Here is an 18502-nt window from a genome sequence, read left to right on the forward strand (position 1 = left end):
CGACAACGGTAGGACCCATTCCCGTCAGGGCTGTGTCGGGAATCGGGAAAAATTCGGACGGTGCCGAAGCAGAATGCGCCCCGGTCGCTCGACAGCGCACTCACCCTGCGCCGCGTCGCACGTCAGCAGCGGATCGTCGAGTGGCTGGGGTCGGCGGCTGCGCCGTTGACCTCGCCCGAACTCGCGCAGCGGCTCGGGGTCTCCGTGCGCACCGTCGAACGCGACCTCGCCCGGTTGCGTGAGTCCGGGGTCCCCCTCGATGCGGTGCCGGGTGTGCACGGCGGATCTCGGCTGGCAAGTGTCGCCTCGCCTCGGCCAGTGCGGTTGACCGCCCCCGAGATAGCAGCACTCATCGCCAGCCTCGCCGCTCTGGGGCCCACCGAAACCGACAGTGCCGCATCGGCAATGAACGCTCTGATCGAGGCATTGACCACCGCGTGACCTGGGAGTGGGCATCACCGTTTTCCACGCCACCAGAAGTCAGAGTTGCGCAACCAATGCCGGCAATCCCGTCGCGGCCGTGGTGCGCCACCGGTGATCGGCCATGTCCGAGACCTCGGTCTCGACCGGGTTGATCTCGACCACCGTCGCTCCGGCGCTGCGGGCGATCGCGGGCAGCCCGGCGAACGGGTACACCACTCCGGACGTACCGACGACGAGAACGAGGTCGGCCTCACTAACCGCGTGCTCGGCCGCCTCCCACGCGGCCTCGGGCAAAGATTCGCCGAACCATACCGCTCCGGGCCTGATCAGCCCGCCGCACAGCGGGCATTCCGGCGGCGGAACTCGCTGATCGGCCTCGGCCGGGGCGTCGGCCGCACCGTCGTCGAACGATGCTCGTGTTCCACAGTCGCTGCAGTACGGCTCGAACAGACTGCCGTGCACGTGCGCGAGAACCGTGGCCCCGGCCCTCTCGTGCAGGTCGTCGACATTCTGGGTGGCGATGTCCACGTGCGCCCGTTGCTGCCATTGCGCAAGTGCCACGTGACCGGCGTTGGGCTCGGAGCGTCGGACCAATTCGGCTCGCCATCGATACCAGCCCCACACCAGATCGCTGTCGGCCGACCACCCCTCCGGGCTCGCGAGATCTCTGGGGTCGAAGTCCTTCCACAATCCGCTCTGGGCATCCCGAAATGTGGCAATCCCCGACTCGGCGGACATGCCTGCGCCGGTGAGTACGGTGATCCGCGAGGCCTCTCGCGCGGAGTCCACGACGGGCTTCGGAACGGCTACGGGCGACTGGTTCTCGGAAGTGCTCACCCGGTTATTGTGCCGAGCGGTGTGCCACGTCGCGCTACCGTGGTCGCATGAGCATCGACACCACCGCGCGCACTCGACGACGCCTGCCACTGTGGTTGGCCGCCGGCGCAGCTGCCGTCGTGGTGGTGGTGGCTGTCGGGGTTCTGTGGCTGGCACCGAGCCGGTACCTCCCGTGGGACACCGAAGCGTTCCCCGAGGTGAGCACCGGCGAGCTGACCGCCGATCAGGCTCGGGTGGTCGAACTCCTGCGTACCGAGCACGAACTGCAGCGTCCGGGCACGTTCTACGCCGAGGGCGTCGAGGAAGCGTGGTGCGCCGATTTCGTCAGCTGGATCATGAAGGAGGCCGACCTGCCGTTGTCGAACCCCCCCATTCGGGTTCGTGGCGCATTCCCGGCGTCTACACCCTGCAGGAGTACTACCAGGAGCAGGGACGATTCGAGGCCGTCGGCGACTACACGCCATCAGTGGGCGATGTGGTGCTCTACGACAACACGAGCTTCAGCGGACAACACACCAACGTGATCGTCGCAGTCGACGGCGACGAGGCCGTCACCGTCGGCGGCAACGAGGCCGGCAAGATCAGAGTGCACACGCTGCACTACGAATCCGATTCCGGGGTAGTCGGATTCGGTCGACTCCAGAGCTGACGGTCACTCCGGCGGGATTGCATCTGCGTCACCGTACGAACGAGCGCCGCCGTCTCGTTTGGCTCGATAGAGCAACATGTCCGCGCGGTCGAAGCAGTCGTCGACGGACTCCCCGGCACGCAGTGTCGTGTAGCCGGCAGAGAAGTTCTGTCCGTCGGGCACGACCGCCGACAACTCGGCCAGCACGGCCGACATGGTCGTCGCACCCACGCCGGGCATCACCAGAGCGAACTCCTCGCCGCCCCATCTGGCGATGGATCCGCGGCCACCGAGCAGGTCCTCGGCAGCAGCAGAGAACCGAATCAACAGCCGATCTCCGCGTCCGTGCCCGTACTTGTCGTTGTACGACTTGAACCGGTCGAAGTCGAGCATCGCCAGAGCCAATACGACATCGGCACCGCGCGGTGTCGTCAACTGATGCAGCCGATCTCGCCATCCACGCCGGTTGAGCAATCCGGTGAGGGCATCGGTCTGCGCGGCCTGCCGAAGGTCGTCCTCGACGCGCCGACGATCGGTGGTGTCGTGCACTACAGCCATCGTCCACCGAATGCCCCCGGGGCCCGGGACCTCACTGGCCGAGACCCATCCCCACCGGACCGTGCCGTCCGGATGCAGGTAGCGCTTCTCGACGTGCACCGATTCCCCACGCGCCTTGGCGTCGGCCATGATCTGTTCCATGGCGGCATGCTGGGCCAGATCGTCGGGATGAGTGAACTCGCGAGAGGACCGGCCGGCCAACAGGTGACGGGGACAACCGACGATGGCCGCGTACGCCTCGTTTGCGAGAACCAACAATCCGTTCTCGTCGGCCAGGGCCAATCCGACCGTGCTGGCCTCGAACATCTCCCGATACCAACGTTCGGTGTCGACCATCTTCAGCCGGTCTCTTCCTCGAACAGTGCAAGCCACGTCGAATCGCACGGACTACCGAGAATACTCGGTGCGTCGCACCCGGGCGGCACGTGAGCAGGGCTCTGCCGATCTTGACCTTGACATAGCGTCACGGTTCACACTGAACACATGAGAATCGGATCCCTGGCCGACGCCGCCGGAACGACACCTCGAACAGTGCGGCACTATCACCGTCTCGGCCTGCTCGGTGAGCCACGCCGTCTGTCCAACGGGTATCGCGAGTACACGATCGACGACGTGGTTCGACTCATGAGAATCCGCTGGCTCGCCGATGCCGGAATGCCCCTCGGCGCGATAGCAGCCGCCCTCGACCGGTCCGAGGCGGACGAGAGCAACGTGGTCGCTGATCTACGGGCTCTGCTGGCCGGTATCGAATCGGAGCAGAAAGCGTTGGCGCACAAGCACACTCGACTGTCGGTCCTGCTCGACGACGCCGTCGAGCATCGTCCACTGACCGCTCTGCCGCGCGATGCGGCGGACACACTTGCCGCATTGATCGATGCCGCTGCGGAGACCGAGCGAGAAGCGCTGCTCCGTGAGCGTGACCTGCTTGAGGTGATGGCGATCGCGGGCACCGTCCCCGCATCGTTCTTCGAGACGACGACAGCGGCGCTGGCCGATCCCGGAACCCGGCAGACATACCTGGCGCTCCTGCGTAGATTCAGCGCGCTCGAAGGCCGAGACGTCGACGATGCCGCAGACGACATCGATTCGCTCGCAGCAGAATTGGCCTCGATGCTCGATATCGGCGCTCTTCTCTCGGCTGCGCCCGACGACACTGCCGACGAGACCGGCCCGCTGAGCATCGACGACATCGTGCCCGATCCCGCTCAGCGCGCAGTGATCATCGAAGCCACCGCACGTCTGCAGACCACCGAACCGAGCAGACCGGGTGATAGTCGATGACGGTCGTCGCGACGGTGGACCGAGCGAGCATTGTCTCCGCCCGAATTCACCACCGCTTCGGCGTCGTGTCGCCGACGCTCGACGGCGGCCGACTCGTCCTACCGAATCAGGACGGCACCACCGTCGACATCGATTTGTCCTGCGCAACAGTGGTGTCCGTGCCCGCACCCCTGCGGCGGTGGAGGGTCGAGGGTAGTGCCCACTCCTTCGGCCTTCACGTGGACGATCCCGCGGCACTGGTCGCAGCGCTCGGTCGGTCCGCCCCCTCGATCGGATCCGCGTCGGCGCGTCGGAGCAGTCCGGTTGCGAACAACAGCACCATCAAGGCCGCCGCGGTGATACCGGATCCGGCCCAGATGGGCGAGGTGTAGCCGAGACCGGCCGAGATCGTCACACCACCGAGCCACGCGCCCAACGCATTTCCCAGGTTGAACGCGGCGATGTTCGCGCCGGACGCCATCGTCGGAGCGTCGGATGCGAACGACATCACCCGCATCTGCAGCCCCGGGACCGTCGCGAAGCCGAACGCACCCATCAACACGAGGGATGCGATCGTCGCCGGGCGACTCTCCGCGGTGAGCGCGAAGAAGACGAGTACGACGGTCAGTGCACCCAGCAGAATCGTCAGCGATCCGGTGAGGTTGCGGTCTGCTGCCTTGCCGCCGAGGTAATTGCCGACGAACAATCCACCGCCGAACAGCACGAGCAGCCACGGCACCGAACTCGACGCGAAGCCACTGACATCGGTGAGCGTGAACGCGATGTAGGTGAACGCACCGAACATGCCGCCGTACCCGAGCACCGTGACCGCGATGGACAGCCACACCTGCACCGACCGGAACGCGCGCAGCTCTCGACGCAGATTGCTCACCTCACCGCTCCCGTTGTCACGAGGAACGAGGGCGGCGATACCGATCAGCGCAACGACGCCGATCACCGTGATCGCCCAGAACGTCGAGCGCCAACCGTGGTTCTGACCCAGGAACGTCCCGAACGGAACTCCGAGGACGTTGGCGGCGGTCAGACCGGCGAACATCATGGCGATCGCACCCGCCTTCTTCGCCGGCTCGACGAGGCTGGCCGCCACGACGGCACCGATGCCGAAGAACGCTCCGTGACACAGCGCTGCAACGACGCGGCCGAGCAGCATCATTTCGTAGCTGCTCGACAGTGCGGAGACGAGATTGCCGACGATGAACAGACACATCAGTGCGAGCAGGACACTCTTGCGAGGAAACCGTGTCACGGCGGCGGTGACGAGCAGGGCCCCGACGACCACGGACAGCGCGTAGCCCGTGATGAGCCAACCGGCCGTGGCCTCGCTGACCGCGAAATCGGCCGCGACTTCGGGCAGTAGCCCCATGATGACGAATTCGGTCAAACCGATTCCGAATCCCCCGATGGCGAGGGCGAGCAGGCCGAGTGGCATGTCCGATACTCCTGATTGGAAGATGCGTACGCAATTATCGCGCTATCGCGTGTAGTTGCACGCGCTGAGCAAATGCTTGCATATGCGCTATACATGCGCAAGCCAGACACCGCTGGATCAGACCGAAACCGTCCCCGAACTGGGCATATCGCGGCAAAGCAGACTCCGAGGGTTACTTCACCTCACGTACACGTATTGTTTGCCCCAGAATCCCGTCTTCACCAGAACCGGGTACCACCGTCCGCGACCCCCGACCGAGTGGTCGATACACAGCCGGGAAGTCACTTCTCCTCCATGCACGTACCCCACAGCAGCTCCGATACTTCGGCTTCGGTTGTTCCGGCTCAGGGGGACACCGCTCTTTCGCCCAGCGGACCGCAGCGGCCACCGCAGCGGCACGACCTCGACGGGCTGCGCGGCGTGGCCATCGCGCTCGTTGTCGTATTCCACATTTGGATGGGTCGGGTGTCGGGAGGCGTCGATGTATTTCTCACCCTGTCCGGCTTCTTCTTCACCGCATCTCTGCTGAGATCGGCCGAGGCCGGGGCGAGCCTGAATCCGTTCACCCGGATCACTCGGGTGCTGCGCAGGCTCGGGCCTCCCCTGCTGATCACGCTGGCCGCGGTTGCCGTCGCATCGGTATTCCTGCTGCCGCGCACTCGCTGGGCCGACCTGGGCGATCAACTCGTATCCGGCGTCTTCTACTACGTGAACTGGCAGCTGGCGACGACGGCGAACGACTACCTTGCGGCCGACCCCTCGGTGAGCCCTCTTCAGCACCTGTGGTCGGTGGCCGTCCAGTTCCAGTTCTATCTACTGGCCATCGCTGTCGTGTTCGGTCTCGCGTGGATACGACGCACCGTGCGTCCCGACGGACCACGAAGCTTTCGACCGCTGACGTTCGCGGTGATATTCGCCGTCATCGCGGTGGTCTCCTTCGTGTACGCAGCGGAAGGTGTGCAACGCCACCAGGCGTGGAACTACTACGACACCGGTGCCCGGCTGTGGGAAATCATGCTCGGAGCCGCAGTCGCCGCCGTGTTCGCCGCACGCAGCGGCGAGCCGTCCTCCGATGACACCCGAACGCGGTCGCAGCTACGCGGGGCCCTTGCCGGTATCGGAATAGCGGTCATCGTCGCGTGCGGCTTTCTCGTGGACGGTGTATCGGCGTTTCCCGGTCCCCTGGCCCTGATTCCGGTGCTGGCCACCCTCGCGTTGATCGTCGCGGGCTCCGAGACCGCAGTGGCGGCCACGCTCTCCAACCGGTTCTTCGCCTGGCTCGGATCCATCGCGTTTCCGCTGTACCTGTGGCACTGGCCGCTGCTGATCTTCTACCTGTCGGCCACTGGCCGACCTCACGCCGACGTTCTCGGCGGTCTCGGCATCGTCGGAGCCTCGGTTGCATTGGCATGGCTCACCGTCCGCCTCGTCGAGCGACCCACGCAGTCGCCGACATTCACGCCGGCACGCATCGCGGTGACTGCGACTGCGGCGATCGCTGCCGTCACGGTGACGGCAGGGTCGATCGGATGGAACTTCCACATCGACCGGTCGATCAACGCCGTGCAAGCCGACGGATCGGTCGACGAGCAGACTCACCCCGGAGCGCTCGAACTGACCGACGGGATTCGCGTGGAGCCGGCCGACGTCAGTCCCCCGCTGTACTCCGCCCCCGAGGATCTGCCGGCCACCACCCTCGAGGGCTGCATCGCGGACTTCGAGACGCGCGACGCGGTCTCGTGTACCTACGGCGACGTCGACTCGGACCGGACGATCGTGCTTGCAGGCAGCTCGCACGCCGAACACTGGGTGACCGCCCTCGACACGCTCGGTCTCCGGCACGGCTTCGCGGTCGTCACGTTCTTGAAGATGGGCTGCCCGCTGAGCACGGACACGATGCCGATGCTCGGCCCCAACGAATACCCCGACTGCCTGGACTGGACACAGACCGTGCTGGCCGAGGTGGCCGAGATGCAACCCGACTACCTGTTCACCACCGCCACCCGGCCCAGGGAGGACGCGCCCGGCGACTTCACACCGCCCTGGTACGCCTCGGTGTGGCAGCAACTGACCGCGAACGGCGTCGGAATTCTGGGCATCCGAGACACCCCGTGGCTCGCGTATCGGGCCATCGACTGCCTCGCCGACGGCGGCACGGCCGCCTCCTGCGGTATCCCGAGGGACGAGGCGCTGGACCCCGTCAACCCGGCCCTGGCCTCCTCGTTCCAGCTGCCCGGGTTCTCTGCTCTCGACCTGTCCGATGCGGTGTGCGACGACACCGTGTGCCGCGCCGAGCAGGGGAACGTTCTGATCTACCGTGACGAACACCATCTGACCGCCACCTACGTGCGAACGCTCACCACCGAGCTGGGCCGACAGATCGGATCGGCCACCGGCTGGTGGGCCGGACCGTGATCGGAGTCGGTCCAAGGCCAGGGGCATGCGGCTCGCGCTCGGTAAGCCCGGGCCCAGCCGCCACAGTAGGGTTGATCCATGCTGCACGAAGCCTCCGACGACACGCCTGCCATCGCAGTATGGCCGGGATCCGCTTATCCGCTCGGCGCGACCTACGACGGAGCAGGAACCAATTTCGCATTGTTCTCCGAGGCCGCTGAGGCCGTGGATCTGTGCCTGATCGCCGCTGACGGAACCGAGACCCGCATCCGTTTCGAGGAGTCCGACGGCTACGTCTGGCACGCGTATCTGCCCACGGTGGAACCGGGTCAGCGCTACGGCTACCGCGTGCACGGCCCGTGGGATCCAGCGGCCGGGCACCGCTGCGATCCGAGCAAGCTGCTCGTCGATCCGTACGGCAAGGCGTTCGAGGGATCGTTCGACGGCGACCGATCGCTGTTCTCGTACAACATGGATGCGCCGGCTCCCGAACCCGAGGCCGCGGTACCGACCGACGAAGAATCCGCGGATTCACTCGACTCCGAGGCACCGTTCGAGGACACCACCGATCTCACCGATCCCGACGACGAGATCATCGAGGACGCTCCCCTCGCGCACGACGACGCGCCGAACAACGACTTCCCCCAGCACGATTCGCTCGGACACACGATGACCACCGTCGTCATCAACCCCTTCTTCGACTGGCAGGCCGATCGCGCCCCCAAGCGCCCGTACCACGAGACGGTGATCTACGAGGCCCACGTCAAGGGCATGACGATCAACCATCCCGACATCCCCGAAGCCGAGCGCGGCACCTACGCGGGCCTGGCGCATCCGGTGATCATCGACCACCTCAACCACCTCGGTGTCACGGCCATCGAGCTGATGCCGGTGCACCAGTTCATGCAGGATCAGGTTCTGCTGGACAAAGGGCTGCGAAACTACTGGGGCTACAACACGTTCGGCTTCCTGGCCCCGCACGCGGAGTACTCCTCACACAAGTCCCCCGGTGCCGCCGTCACCGAGTTCAAGGCCATGGTTCGTTCGTTCCACGCCGCAGGCATCGAAGTGATCCTCGACGTGGTCTACAACCACACCGCCGAGGGCAACCACATGGGCCCGACCATCAGCTTCCGCGGGATCGACAACGCCGCGTACTACCGGCTCGTCGACGGCGACCTCGAGCACTACATGGACTACACCGGAACCGGCAACAGCCTCAATGCGCGACACCCGCACACGCTGCAGCTCATCATGGACTCACTGCGCTACTGGGTCACCGAGATGCACGTGGACGGATTCCGATTCGACCTCGCGTCCACCCTGGCGCGCGAACTGCACGACGTCGATCGCCTGAGCGCGTTCTTCGATCTGGTGCAACAGGATCCGGTCGTCAGCCAGGTGAAGCTCATCGCCGAGCCCTGGGACGTGGGCGAAGGCGGCTACCAGGTCGGCAACTTCCCCGGCCTGTGGACGGAGTGGAACGGCAAGTACCGCGACACCGTGCGCGACTACTGGCGGGGCGAGCCGGCGACGCTGGGCGAGTTCGCGTCGAGGTTGACCGGATCCTCGGATCTGTACGAGGCCACCGGCCGTCGCCCCGGTGCCAGCATCAACTTCGTCATCGCGCACGACGGGTTCACGCTCAACGATCTGGTGTCGTACAACGACAAGCACAACGACGCCAACGGTGAGGACAACAACGACGGCGAGAGCCACAACCGCTCGTGGAACTGCGGTGTGGAAGGCCCGACGGACGATCCGGAGATCCTGGACCTGCGTGCCCGCCAGATCCGCAACATCATGGCGACGTTGCTGCTCAGCCAGGGCACGCCCATGATCGCCCACGGCGACGAGATGGCGCGTACTCAGCAGGGCAACAACAATGTCTACTGCCAGGACTCCGAACTCGCCTGGATGGACTGGTCGTTGGCCGAGAAGAACGCCGAACTGATCGAGTTCACCCGCAACGCCATCTCGCTGCGCGCAGAGCATCCGGTGTTCCGGCGTCGACGATTCTTCGAGGGCCGCCCCATTCGCACCGGCGAGCAGGCCCGAGACATCGCCTGGCTCACTCCGGCGGGCGAGGAGATGACCCCGGAGGACTGGGACAGCGGTTTCGGCAAGTCGCTGACGGTCTTCCTCAACGGTGACGGAATCCCGGAACCGAACCAGCGCGGCGAGCGCGTCGTCGACGACTCGTTCCTGTTGTGCTTCAACGCACATCACGAGACCATCGAGTTCGTGACCCCGGACGGGAACTACGCCAAGGAATGGACTGTGGCGCTGAACACCGCGTCGCGAACCGGGACAAGTGAGAAATCGATCGAAGCGGGTACACCCGTGGAAGTCACCGCTCGTTCCCTGCTCGTTCTACGAAAGACTGCCTGACATATGCCGCTGCCCACCAGTACATACCGGTTACAACTGCGGGGCGATGCCTTCACCCTGGCCGACGCCTCCGACGTGGTCGGCTACCTTCACGACCTCGGGGTCACCCACCTGTATCTGTCGCCCATCCTGACTGCGACCGAGGGCTCGACCCACGGCTACGACGTCACCGACACCGCCACGGTCTCGGCCGCACTGGGTGGCCGGGAAGCGTTGACGCAGTTGCATTCTCGCGCGGCAGAGCTGGGCATGGGGATCATCGTCGACATCGTCCCCAACCACGTCGGAGTGGAGGACCCGCGGCAGAACGCATGGTGGTGGGACGTGCTGCGACGCGGCCGTGACTCCGACTACGCGACGTACTTCGACATCGACTTCGGAGCCGACAACGGCGTCGACGGCAAGATCGCCATTCCGGTTCTCGGTAGCGCGAGCGACGTCGGCGAATTGACCGTCGACCGCTCCGAGGACCAGCCTCTGCTCGCGTTCTACGAGCACCGCTTCCCCATCGCCGACGGCACGGACAGCGGCGACGCGCGGGCCGTACACGATCGTCAGGCGTACCGACTGGTGAGCTGGTCCGATGGACTGATCGGGTACCGACGGTTCTTCTCGGTGAACGGCCTGGCAGGAATTCGGCAGGAAGACCTCGACGTCTTCACCGACTCCCATCGCCAGGTGGCCAGTTGGATCGAGGACGGTCTGATCGACGGACTTCGCGTCGACCATCCCGACGGCCTGGCCGACCCGGCCGGCTACCTCACCGAACTACGCGGGCTCCTCGGCCCCGACCGGTGGCTGGTCATCGAGAAGATTCTGGCCGACGGCGAACCGCTGGACGAATCGCTCCCCGTCGACGGCACGACCGGATACGACGCCCTGGCCGCGGTCGGCGGAGTCTTCGTCGATCCCGAGGGCGTGCACGCGCTCACCGCACTTTCTCAGGTGCGCTCGGGCATCGCCTACGACAGCGAGACGCTGCACGAGACGGAACTCGACCTCAAGACCGGTGTCGCCCGCGGGGATCTGTCCCCGGAGGTGCGACGCCTCGCCCGGGCGGTCGTACGGGAGTCCGGCACCACCGTCGAGCTCGAGTCCGTCATCGACGCGATCGTCGCTGTCGTCGCGGCCGTCCCCGTGTACAGGACCGACTACGCACCGCTGGCCCGCGTACTGCCCGGCGTGATCGCGGACGTCGGCGAGGAGCAGCCCGAACTGGCAGCCGGCCTCGGTGCGTTGACGACAGCTCTCATCGGCGGTGCCGAATCGCCGGTGCGATTCGATCAGGTGTGCGGTGCCGTCACCGCCAAGGGCGTCGAGGACTGCCTGTTCTACCGCGCCAACCGGCTAATCTCGTTGCAGGAGGTCGGCGGCGATCCCGGCCGATTCGGTTGCAGCACAGAGTTCTTCCATCTCACCAATGCGGACCGCGCGAAGCGATGGCCGGCGGCGATGACGACGCTGTCGACTCACGACACCAAGCGAGGCGAGGACGTGCGAGCGCGCATCGGCGTGCTGTCGCAGACTCCCGAGCTGTGGGCCCGATGCATCACGGACTGGGAAGAACTGACCCCGAGTCCCGACGGCACCACCGGAATGTTCTTGTGGCAGAACCTGTTCGGAGTTTGGCCGGCGGACGGCGTGGTCACCTCCTCGTTGCGTGAACGCGTCCATGCCTACGCGGAGAAGGCGATTCGCGAGGCCGCCCTTCGCACCACGTGGACCGATCCGGACGAGGAATTCGAGTCCGCAGTACACAGCTGGCTCGACGCGATCTTCGACGGTGCCGTCGCCCGTTCGATGTCGATGCTCGTCGAGAAGCTCGCTCCGCACGGCCATTCCGACGCTCTGGGCCAGAAGCTGTTGAATCTGGCCGGACCCGGCATCCCCGATGTATACCAGGGCACCGAGCTGTGGGAGGATTCGCTCGTCGACCCCGACAACCGCAGGCCCGTCGACTACTCGGTTCGTCGATCGATGCTCGCCGCGTCGAACCCCGCTGCGCTCTCGGTCGATACGGGTGCCGCCAAGCTCGCCGTCGTTCGCTCCGCCCTGCACGTGCGACGCGAGCGACCCGCGAGTTTCGTCGGCGGAACCTACGCACCCATCGTCGCGGACGGATCCGCAGCCGAGCACCTCGTCGGATTCGCACGTGGCCCACTGCCCGGCAACGCCGACGTGGTGGCACTGGCCACCCGGCTCTCCCTCGGTTTGGCCGAGCAGGGGTGGGGCGAGACGACCGTGACCCTGCCCGACGGTCGCTGGCGCGATCGGCTCACCGACGTCGAACACACCGGCACCGTGTCGGTGGCCGAGGTGTTCGCCTCGCTCCCGGTCGCACTTCTGGTGCGCGACAACGAAGGAACGGTGACACAGTGACGTCTCCCGCAGTGACATCACCGGCAGTGACATCGGCAGCAGCAACTCGTCGGTTCCAGGTCTGGGCACCGACCCCCGAGACGGTCCGGCTCCAACTCGACGACACGGTGCATCCGATGCAGCGCTCCTCGAACGGGTGGTGGCACGCGGATGTCGAGTGCAGCCCGACGAGTCGTTACGGCTTCCTGCTCGACGACGCAGACAAGGCCCTCCCGGATCCGCGGTCGCCGCGGCAGCCCGACGGAGTCCACGAGCTGTCCCAGGTCTTCGACGTCGATCCGACGCTGTGGACCGACGCGGCCTGGACCGGCCGGCAGCTGCCCGGCTCGTCGATCTACGAAATGCATATCGGCACGTTCACCGACGAGGGCACGTTCGATGCGGCCATCACCAAGCTCGATCATCTCGTCGATCTCGGCGTGACGTTCATCGAGATCATGCCGGTCAACGGGTTTAACGGCGTGCACAACTGGGGCTACGACGGTGTTCTCTGGTACACCGTGCACGAGGCGTACGGCGGCCCGGAAGGCTTGCAGCGCTTGGTCGATGCGTGCCACGGCCACGGCATCGGCGTCGTTCTGGACGTGGTCTACAACCACCTCGGCCCGTCCGGCAACTACCTCGACCGCTTCGGCCCGTACATGACCGAGGGTGCCAACAGTTGGGGCCAGGCGATCAACTACGCCGAGGCCGACTCGGGCGAGGTGCGGCGCTACGCCCTCGACAACGCGCTGCGATGGTTCTCCGAGTTCCACATCGACGCGCTGCGACTCGACGCGGTGCACGCGATCGTCGACCACACTGCGATACACCTCCTCGAACAGCTCTCGATCGAAACGCGAAGCCTCTCCGCTCATCTGCGTCGGCCATTGACCCTGATCGCCGAGAGCGACCTCAACGATCCGATGCTGATCACTGCTCGATCGGGTGGCGGTTACGGACTCGACGCCCAGTGGGACGACGACATCCACCACGCGATCCATGCCGCGGTCTCCGGTGAGCGGCAGGGTTACTACGGTGATTTCGGTTCACTGCAGGGGCTTGCGAACACGCTGCGGCAGGGCTTCTTTCACGCCGGAACGTACTCGAGTTTCCGCGGTCGCGTCCACGGTCGCCCACTGGACACCCGGCGTATCCCGGCCAGTTCCCTGGTGACCTACACGCCCACACACGATCAGGTGGGCAACCGTGCGATCGGCGACCGACCGGGCTTCTACCTCTCCCCCGGCCAGCTCGCGATCAAGGCCGCCCTGGTGCTGACCTCCCCCTACACTCCGATGCTGTTCATGGGCGAGGAATGGGGAGCGTCTACGCCGTTCCAGTTCTTCACCTCGCACCCCGAGCCCGAGCTGGGCAAGGCCACCGCAGAGGGGCGCAAGGCGGAGTTCGCCGAGCACGGTTGGGACAAGAGCGATATCCCCGATCCGCAGGATCCCGAGACGTTCACGCGGTCGAAGCTGAACTGGTCGGAGTTGGGCGACGGCGATCATGGGCGACTGTTGGCCGTCTACCGCGATCTGTTGCGGCTGCGTCGTGACCGGACCGAACTGACCGATCCGTGGCTCGACCACGTGAAGGTGGAGTACGACGAGGACGCGCAATGGATCGTCGTACGCCGAGGCCGCATCAGCGTGGTGTGCAACCTGTCCGAATCCGCAGTGACGGTGCCGGTCGGCGGCTCCGCACTGCTCGAGTGGGAGCCGACGACCTCGGACGAGACCGGCTCTGCCACCACGGTTCCCGGTCACTCCGTCGTCGTGTTGGAGTCCTGACGCTTACGTAGATTGACCAGGACGAACACGGCGGTGATCGCCAGCACCACCGCGGTGGCGACGGCCGCGACATGCATGCCCGACACGAACGCAGCATGCGCGGAATCGAGCAGAACCGTCGCCACCGAGTCCGGCAACTCACGAGCCACCGCATCCGCGCCGCCGAGTGTCTCCCCTGCCCTGGCTCCGAGCTCGGGGGTCAACTGGGTGACGTCGATTCCGCGACGGAAGATGGCCATGACCACGGTGCCGAGTACGGCGACACCCAACGCGATACCCAGCTCGTACGCGGTCTCCGACACCGCCGAGGCCGCTCCCGCTCGTTCGGGTTCGACGGAGCTGACGACCAACTCGGAGGTCAGCGTGAGCGCCACACCGACCCCGGCTCCCACCAGGACGAACCCTGCGATGAACAACGCCGGTCCGCTGTCGGTCGCGAGTCCGACCAGGATGCCTGCGCCCACGGCGGCGACGATCATCGCGACGCCGAGAACCGTTCCCGCGCTGAAGTATCGAACCAGGACCGCGACCAGCAGTGAGGTGACGATACTGGCGGCGGTGCCGGGCAGCAGCAACAATCCGGCTTCGAGTGGGCTGTTGCCGAGCACGAGCTGCAGGTACTGCGAGCCGAAGAACAACACCCCGGCGAGGGCGAACACCGACAGGAAGTTCGTGGCCACGCCCGTCGAGAACGCCCGGTTGGCGAACAGTCGTAGGTCGATCATCGGGGCGGCAAGCGTCCGCTGACGACGGACGAACACGTACCCGGCGATGACGCCGACCACCGCGGAGAGCAGGTAGACCACGTCGAATCCGTGTGCCGCAGTCTCTTTCACCGCGAACACCACGGGGACGATGGCAAGCATCGACAGTGCCGAGCTCGTCAGGTCGAAGCGCCCCGGGTTCGGATCCTTGGACTCGGGGATGACCAGGGGCCCGAGCGCGATCAGCACGATCATCACGGGGATGTTGATGAGGAACACCGATCCCCACCAGTAATGCTCGAGCAGCCAGCCGCCCACGAGCGGGCCTGCGGCGGCACCGCCGCCTGCCATCGCGCCCCACACGCCGATCGCGGCGACGCGTTGACGCGGGTTCAGGAAGATGGTCCTGATCAGGCCCAGAGTCGCGGGCATCAGAGTTGCGCCGGAGATGCCCTGCAGCACTCGGGCGGCGATGAGCATCTCGGCGCTGGTCGACACGGCGGCGACGAGCGAGGCGAGACCGAAGCCCGCTGCTCCGATCAGCAGCAGTCGACGACGACCGATTCGGTCACCGAGCGTGCCCATGGTGATGAGCAGGCCGGCCAGGACGAACGAGTAGACGTCGATGATCCACAGCAGCTGGTTGCTGGTGGGTGCCAGATCCGCGCTGACGAACGGCAGGGCCAGATCGAGGACGGTGCCGTCCACAGCGATGAGCAGCACCGCGAAGGCAAGCACCACCAACCCGAGCCAATCTCGGGGGCCGGCCCGATGCTCGGACGCACCGTCGACCTCGTGCACCGAACCGGTGCGCACGTCACTCACCACGATCTCCTACGTTCTGCGCTCGACGACCGGGTAGGTGGCCGAAGCGACGACAGGCACCGACCGTCCAGCCGGTACAGTGATCGAGAGTACCGCGAACCGTCCAGCCGGTAAAGTGAGTTTCATGTCATCGGACACCCGCGACCGAATACTCGACGCACTCGAATCGATGCTGATCGAACACGGCATGACCAAGGTGACCCTCGACAGTGTCGCCGCCGCCGCAGGCGTTTCCAAGGGCGGCTTGCTCTATCACTTCAAGACCAAGGACGCCCTGGTTGCCGCCATGGTGAGGCGACTCGGTGCCCAGGCCGATCAGCAGCGCGCCGATGCTGCAGCGGGGGGCACCTCGGTGTCCGAGTGGTATCTGCAACCACCCGACTCCATCTCCGAGAAGGAGATCGCACTGTATCGATCGACCCTGGCCGCTTTACGGAGCGTCGACGGTAATTCCGGCGAGGTGCAGGACGCAGTCACGGAGATGATGCGGTTGTGGGACGAGGGGCTACGCGCCGAAATCGACGACCCCGTTCAGGCCGAGATCATCCGACTCGTCGGCGACGGCATCTACCTGGGAGCCCTCCTCGATCTCCCGGGCGTGGACCCCGAACTGCACCGACAGGTGGTCGATCGCCTCCTCGGCCGGTAACGCCGCAGGTAGGTGCGGTGGGCCGACTCAGGTCAGGTAGCGGTACACCGGAGACCCCGGCTCCAGCTGCTCGACGTGCAGGTGCGAATTCCGCATACGTTCGAGCAGCGGGCTCAATCCGGCCGCCGACCCGAGTTCGACGCCCACCAGAGCCGCTCCGGTCTCGCGGTTGTTGCGCTTGACGTACTCGAACAACGTGATGTCGTCCTCGGGGCCGAGCACCTCGTCGAGGAATCGGCGCAGCGCCCCGGGTTCCTGCGGGAAATCGACCAGGAAGTAGTGCTTGAGCCCCAGGTGGACCAGAGAGCGCTCGAGAATTTCTCCGTAACGGGAGACGTCGTTGTTACCACCCGAGACCAGGCACACGACGGTACTGCCGGGGGCGATGTCGAGGTGCTCGAGCGCAGCCACCGCGAGTGCGCCCGCGGGCTCGGCGATGACGCCCTCGTTCTGATAGAGCGCCAGCATCGCCGTGCAGATCGCGCCCTCGTCGATCTGTGTGATCAGGAACGCGCCCGGGCCCGCACTTTCGAATACCGGCGCAGTGAGCAGCGGCAACGAGGCATGCGAGACCACACTCGCTCCCAGCGACCGCAGCGCGGCGTACGGCACGTCTCCGATCCGGCGGACGGCAGCTCCGTCGACGAACGGATCGATGTCGGCGAGTGTCACCGGACCACCGGCGATCAGTGCGGCGGTCATCGACGCGGCTCCGGACGGCTCGACGCCGACCAGTGAGGTCTGCGGTGCTCGCTCACGCAGGTAGCTCGAGATGCCCGCGATGCATCCGCCGCCGCCGACCGGCATCACGACGACATCCGGTGCGCCGCCGAGCTGGTCGACGATCTCGGCGGCGATGGTGCCCTGGCCGGCCACGGTTCGGGGGTCGTCGAACGGCGGCACCATCGTGGCACCGGTACGAGCGACATCCTCGGCAGCGGCGGCAGCTGCCGCGTCGAACGTGTCGCCGATGACGATGAGATCGACGAATTCCCCACCGTGCACCCGGATGCGGTCACGCTTCTGCTTCGGGGTGTTGGCCGGGACGTAGATCCTCCCCCGCACCTGCATCGTGCGGCATGCGAATGCGACGCCCTGCGCATGGTTGCCGGCGCTAGCCGTCACCACGCCCACGGCGCGCTCGGCATCCGTCAGCTGATCCATCAGGTTGTATGCGCCGCGAATCTTGTACGACCGCACGATCTGCAGGTCCTCGCGCTTGAGGTAGACCTTTGCGCCCGTCTCCGCAGACAGCCGCTCGCACAGCTGCAGGGGTGTCGCGGCCACCACCGAAGAAATTCGCACCGCAGCGGCATCGATGTCGGCAGCGGTGACGGCTACCGACGATGAGTGCTGGGAGGCGAGTTCAGGGGATGAAGACACCAGGACATGCTGCCACCAGCGTGGAACGGTTGCCCATCCGGGACCGTTCCACGACCGGTGCAGACACTCCTCAGGCGCGCGAGAGAACCAGAACCGGTATCTCGCGGTCGGTCTTCTTCTGGTACTCGGCGTAGTCGGGGTACGCGGCAACCGAGCGTTCCCACCACACGGCCTTCTCGTCGCCGGTCACTTCACGTGCGATGTAGTCGTGCTTCTCGGGACCGTCCTGTAGCTCGACCAGTGGCTCGGCCTTGACGTTGTGGTACCAGACGGGGTGTTTCGGCGCGCCGCCGAGGGAGGCGACGATGGCGTACTCGCCGTCGTGTTCGACCCTCATCAACGGCGACTTGCGGAGCTTGCCGCTCTTGTTGCCCTTCGTGGTCAGCAGCACGACCGGCATACCGTTCATCATCGTGCCTTCGGTTCCGCCGGAGTTCTCGTACAGCTCGGCCTGCTCGCGGGCCCAGTCGGATGAACTCGGTTCGTATTCTCCTGTCAATGGCATGGCTTTCAGTCAACACCCACCGACGTTGCGACGCCAGGAGATCGGCAACAATGCCAGGCCGGAGCCCAAGTTCGGTGGACCGAATCTTTTGTTGGGTATAGTCTGAACTTCCCGCAGCGGAGACCCGAATCTGCCGGTGGCACCAGAGGAGAACGCGATGACCTACACGAGCACCCAGGTGACCCGTCGACCCGCTCCTACCCTGCGCACCGCGGACGTGGCAGGCATCGCATGGCCGGTCTACAAGCTCGAAGCCCTCGCACTCGGACTTCTCGTGTTCGCCGCGACCCTCGTCATCGCCGGCTCGCTGCAGGCAGCCGTGCTGGCCGGCGCAGCGGTCGCCG

Annotated in this window: 14 protein-coding genes and 1 pseudogene; 9 read left to right on the forward strand and 6 right to left on the reverse strand. The window is 65.9% G+C overall.

All coding sequences use genetic code 11. The annotated features are described in order from the left end of the window. The first annotated feature begins 60 nt into the window (after positions 1 to 60). The gene (locus A2J02_RS18255) at positions 61 to 441 is read left to right on the forward strand and encodes a helix-turn-helix transcriptional regulator (protein ID WP_231911478.1); all 381 of its coding nucleotides are present in this window, start codon (positions 61 to 63) and stop codon (positions 439 to 441) included. Between the two features lie 39 nt (positions 442 to 480). Here the strand turns inward: A2J02_RS18255 and A2J02_RS18260 are convergent, their stop codons facing one another. Continuing rightward, a complete protein-coding gene (locus A2J02_RS18260) occupies positions 481 to 1260 on the reverse strand; it encodes an SIR2 family NAD-dependent protein deacylase (protein ID WP_068051880.1) in 780 nt (259 codons plus the stop codon). A 47-nt stretch (positions 1261 to 1307) separates the two neighbouring features. Here A2J02_RS18260 and A2J02_RS18265 point away from each other — a divergent pair. Continuing rightward, a pseudogene (locus A2J02_RS18265) lies at positions 1308 to 1909 on the forward strand (CHAP domain-containing protein). Between the two features lie 3 nt (positions 1910 to 1912). Here the strand turns inward: A2J02_RS18265 and A2J02_RS18270 are convergent. Next, positions 1913 to 2782 (reverse strand): GGDEF domain-containing protein, encoded by an 870-nt coding sequence (locus tag A2J02_RS18270; RefSeq protein ID WP_068051883.1) that lies wholly within the window; start codon positions 2780 to 2782, stop codon positions 1913 to 1915. Between the two features lie 147 nt (positions 2783 to 2929). Between A2J02_RS18270 and A2J02_RS18275 the strand changes: the two genes are divergently transcribed. Then, the gene (locus A2J02_RS18275) at positions 2930 to 3727 is read left to right on the forward strand and encodes a MerR family transcriptional regulator (protein WP_068051886.1); all 798 of its coding nucleotides are present in this window, start codon (positions 2930 to 2932) and stop codon (positions 3725 to 3727) included. A 214-nt stretch (positions 3728 to 3941) separates the two neighbouring features. Here the strand turns inward: A2J02_RS18275 and A2J02_RS18280 are convergent, their stop codons facing one another. Then, positions 3942 to 5156, reverse strand: coding sequence for an MFS transporter (locus A2J02_RS18280; protein WP_068051889.1), 1215 nt, complete (start codon positions 5154 to 5156; stop codon positions 3942 to 3944). A gap of 294 nt (positions 5157 to 5450) precedes the next feature. Here A2J02_RS18280 and A2J02_RS18285 point away from each other — a divergent pair, with 294 nt between their 5' ends. The 4 genes from A2J02_RS18285 (at position 5451) to treZ (ending at position 14092) form a co-directional block, all read left to right on the forward strand. After that, a complete protein-coding gene (locus tag A2J02_RS18285) occupies positions 5451 to 7571 on the forward strand; it encodes an acyltransferase family protein (RefSeq protein WP_068051892.1) in 2121 nt (706 codons plus the stop codon). Positions 7572 to 7649: 78 nt separating this feature from the next. Next, positions 7650 to 9941 (forward strand): glycogen debranching protein GlgX, encoded by a 2292-nt coding sequence (gene glgX, locus A2J02_RS18290; protein WP_068051894.1) that lies wholly within the window; start codon positions 7650 to 7652, stop codon positions 9939 to 9941. 3 nt (positions 9942 to 9944) lie between these two features. Beyond that, a complete protein-coding gene (gene treY, locus A2J02_RS18295; protein WP_068051897.1) occupies positions 9945 to 12320 on the forward strand; it encodes a malto-oligosyltrehalose synthase in 2376 nt (791 codons plus the stop codon). A 26-nt stretch (positions 12321 to 12346) separates the two neighbouring features. Further along, the gene (treZ, locus tag A2J02_RS18300; protein WP_068051912.1) at positions 12347 to 14092 is read left to right on the forward strand and encodes a malto-oligosyltrehalose trehalohydrolase; all 1746 of its coding nucleotides are present in this window, start codon (positions 12347 to 12349) and stop codon (positions 14090 to 14092) included. On the opposite strand, the gene A2J02_RS18305 is transcribed toward treZ, so the two are convergent. After that, the gene (locus A2J02_RS18305) at positions 14065 to 15621 is read right to left on the reverse strand and encodes an MFS transporter (protein ID WP_394855263.1); all 1557 of its coding nucleotides are present in this window, start codon (positions 15619 to 15621) and stop codon (positions 14065 to 14067) included. The genes treZ and A2J02_RS18305 overlap by 28 nt on opposite strands. A 124-nt stretch (positions 15622 to 15745) precedes the next feature. Here A2J02_RS18305 and A2J02_RS18310 point away from each other — a divergent pair, with 124 nt between their 5' ends. Beyond that, positions 15746 to 16270 (forward strand): TetR/AcrR family transcriptional regulator, encoded by a 525-nt coding sequence (locus tag A2J02_RS18310; protein ID WP_068051915.1) that lies wholly within the window; start codon positions 15746 to 15748, stop codon positions 16268 to 16270. 27 nt (positions 16271 to 16297) lie between these two features. On the opposite strand, the gene ilvA is transcribed toward A2J02_RS18310, so the two are convergent. Then, entirely contained in the window at positions 16298 to 17653 is a 1356-nt protein-coding gene (gene ilvA, locus A2J02_RS18315) for a threonine ammonia-lyase IlvA (protein WP_068051903.1), read from the reverse strand. A gap of 70 nt (positions 17654 to 17723) precedes the next feature. Then, the gene (locus A2J02_RS18320; protein ID WP_068051906.1) at positions 17724 to 18158 is read right to left on the reverse strand and encodes a nitroreductase family deazaflavin-dependent oxidoreductase; all 435 of its coding nucleotides are present in this window, start codon (positions 18156 to 18158) and stop codon (positions 17724 to 17726) included. A gap of 157 nt (positions 18159 to 18315) precedes the next feature. Here A2J02_RS18320 and A2J02_RS18325 point away from each other — a divergent pair. Further along, on the forward strand, positions 18316 to 18502 hold a 187-nt coding region (locus A2J02_RS18325; RefSeq protein ID WP_068051909.1), incomplete at its 3' end, for a hypothetical protein.

Source organism: Rhodococcus sp. EPR-147 (assembly GCF_001647185.1).
Classification (GTDB): Bacteria; Actinomycetota; Actinomycetes; order Mycobacteriales; family Mycobacteriaceae; genus Rhodococcoides.

Excerpts from the sequence above, each read along its gene's own strand:
- A2J02_RS18270 (WP_068051883.1), bottom strand. The coding sequence starts at position 2,782 with ATGGTCGACACCGAACGTTGGTATCGGGAGATGTTCGAGGCCAGCACG.
- A2J02_RS18275 (WP_068051886.1), top strand. The coding sequence starts at position 2,930 with ATGAGAATCGGATCCCTGGCCGACGCCGCCGGAACGACACCTCGAACA.
- A2J02_RS18280 (WP_068051889.1), bottom strand. The coding sequence starts at position 5,156 with ATGCCACTCGGCCTGCTCGCCCTCGCCATCGGGGGATTCGGAATCGGT.
- A2J02_RS18285 (WP_068051892.1), top strand. The coding sequence starts at position 5,451 with ATGCACGTACCCCACAGCAGCTCCGATACTTCGGCTTCGGTTGTTCCG.
- glgX (WP_068051894.1), top strand. The coding sequence starts at position 7,650 with ATGCTGCACGAAGCCTCCGACGACACGCCTGCCATCGCAGTATGGCCG.
- treY (WP_068051897.1), top strand. The coding sequence starts at position 9,945 with ATGCCGCTGCCCACCAGTACATACCGGTTACAACTGCGGGGCGATGCC.
- A2J02_RS18310 (WP_068051915.1), top strand. The coding sequence starts at position 15,746 with ATGTCATCGGACACCCGCGACCGAATACTCGACGCACTCGAATCGATG.
- A2J02_RS18320 (WP_068051906.1), bottom strand. The coding sequence starts at position 18,158 with ATGCCATTGACAGGAGAATACGAACCGAGTTCATCCGACTGGGCCCGC.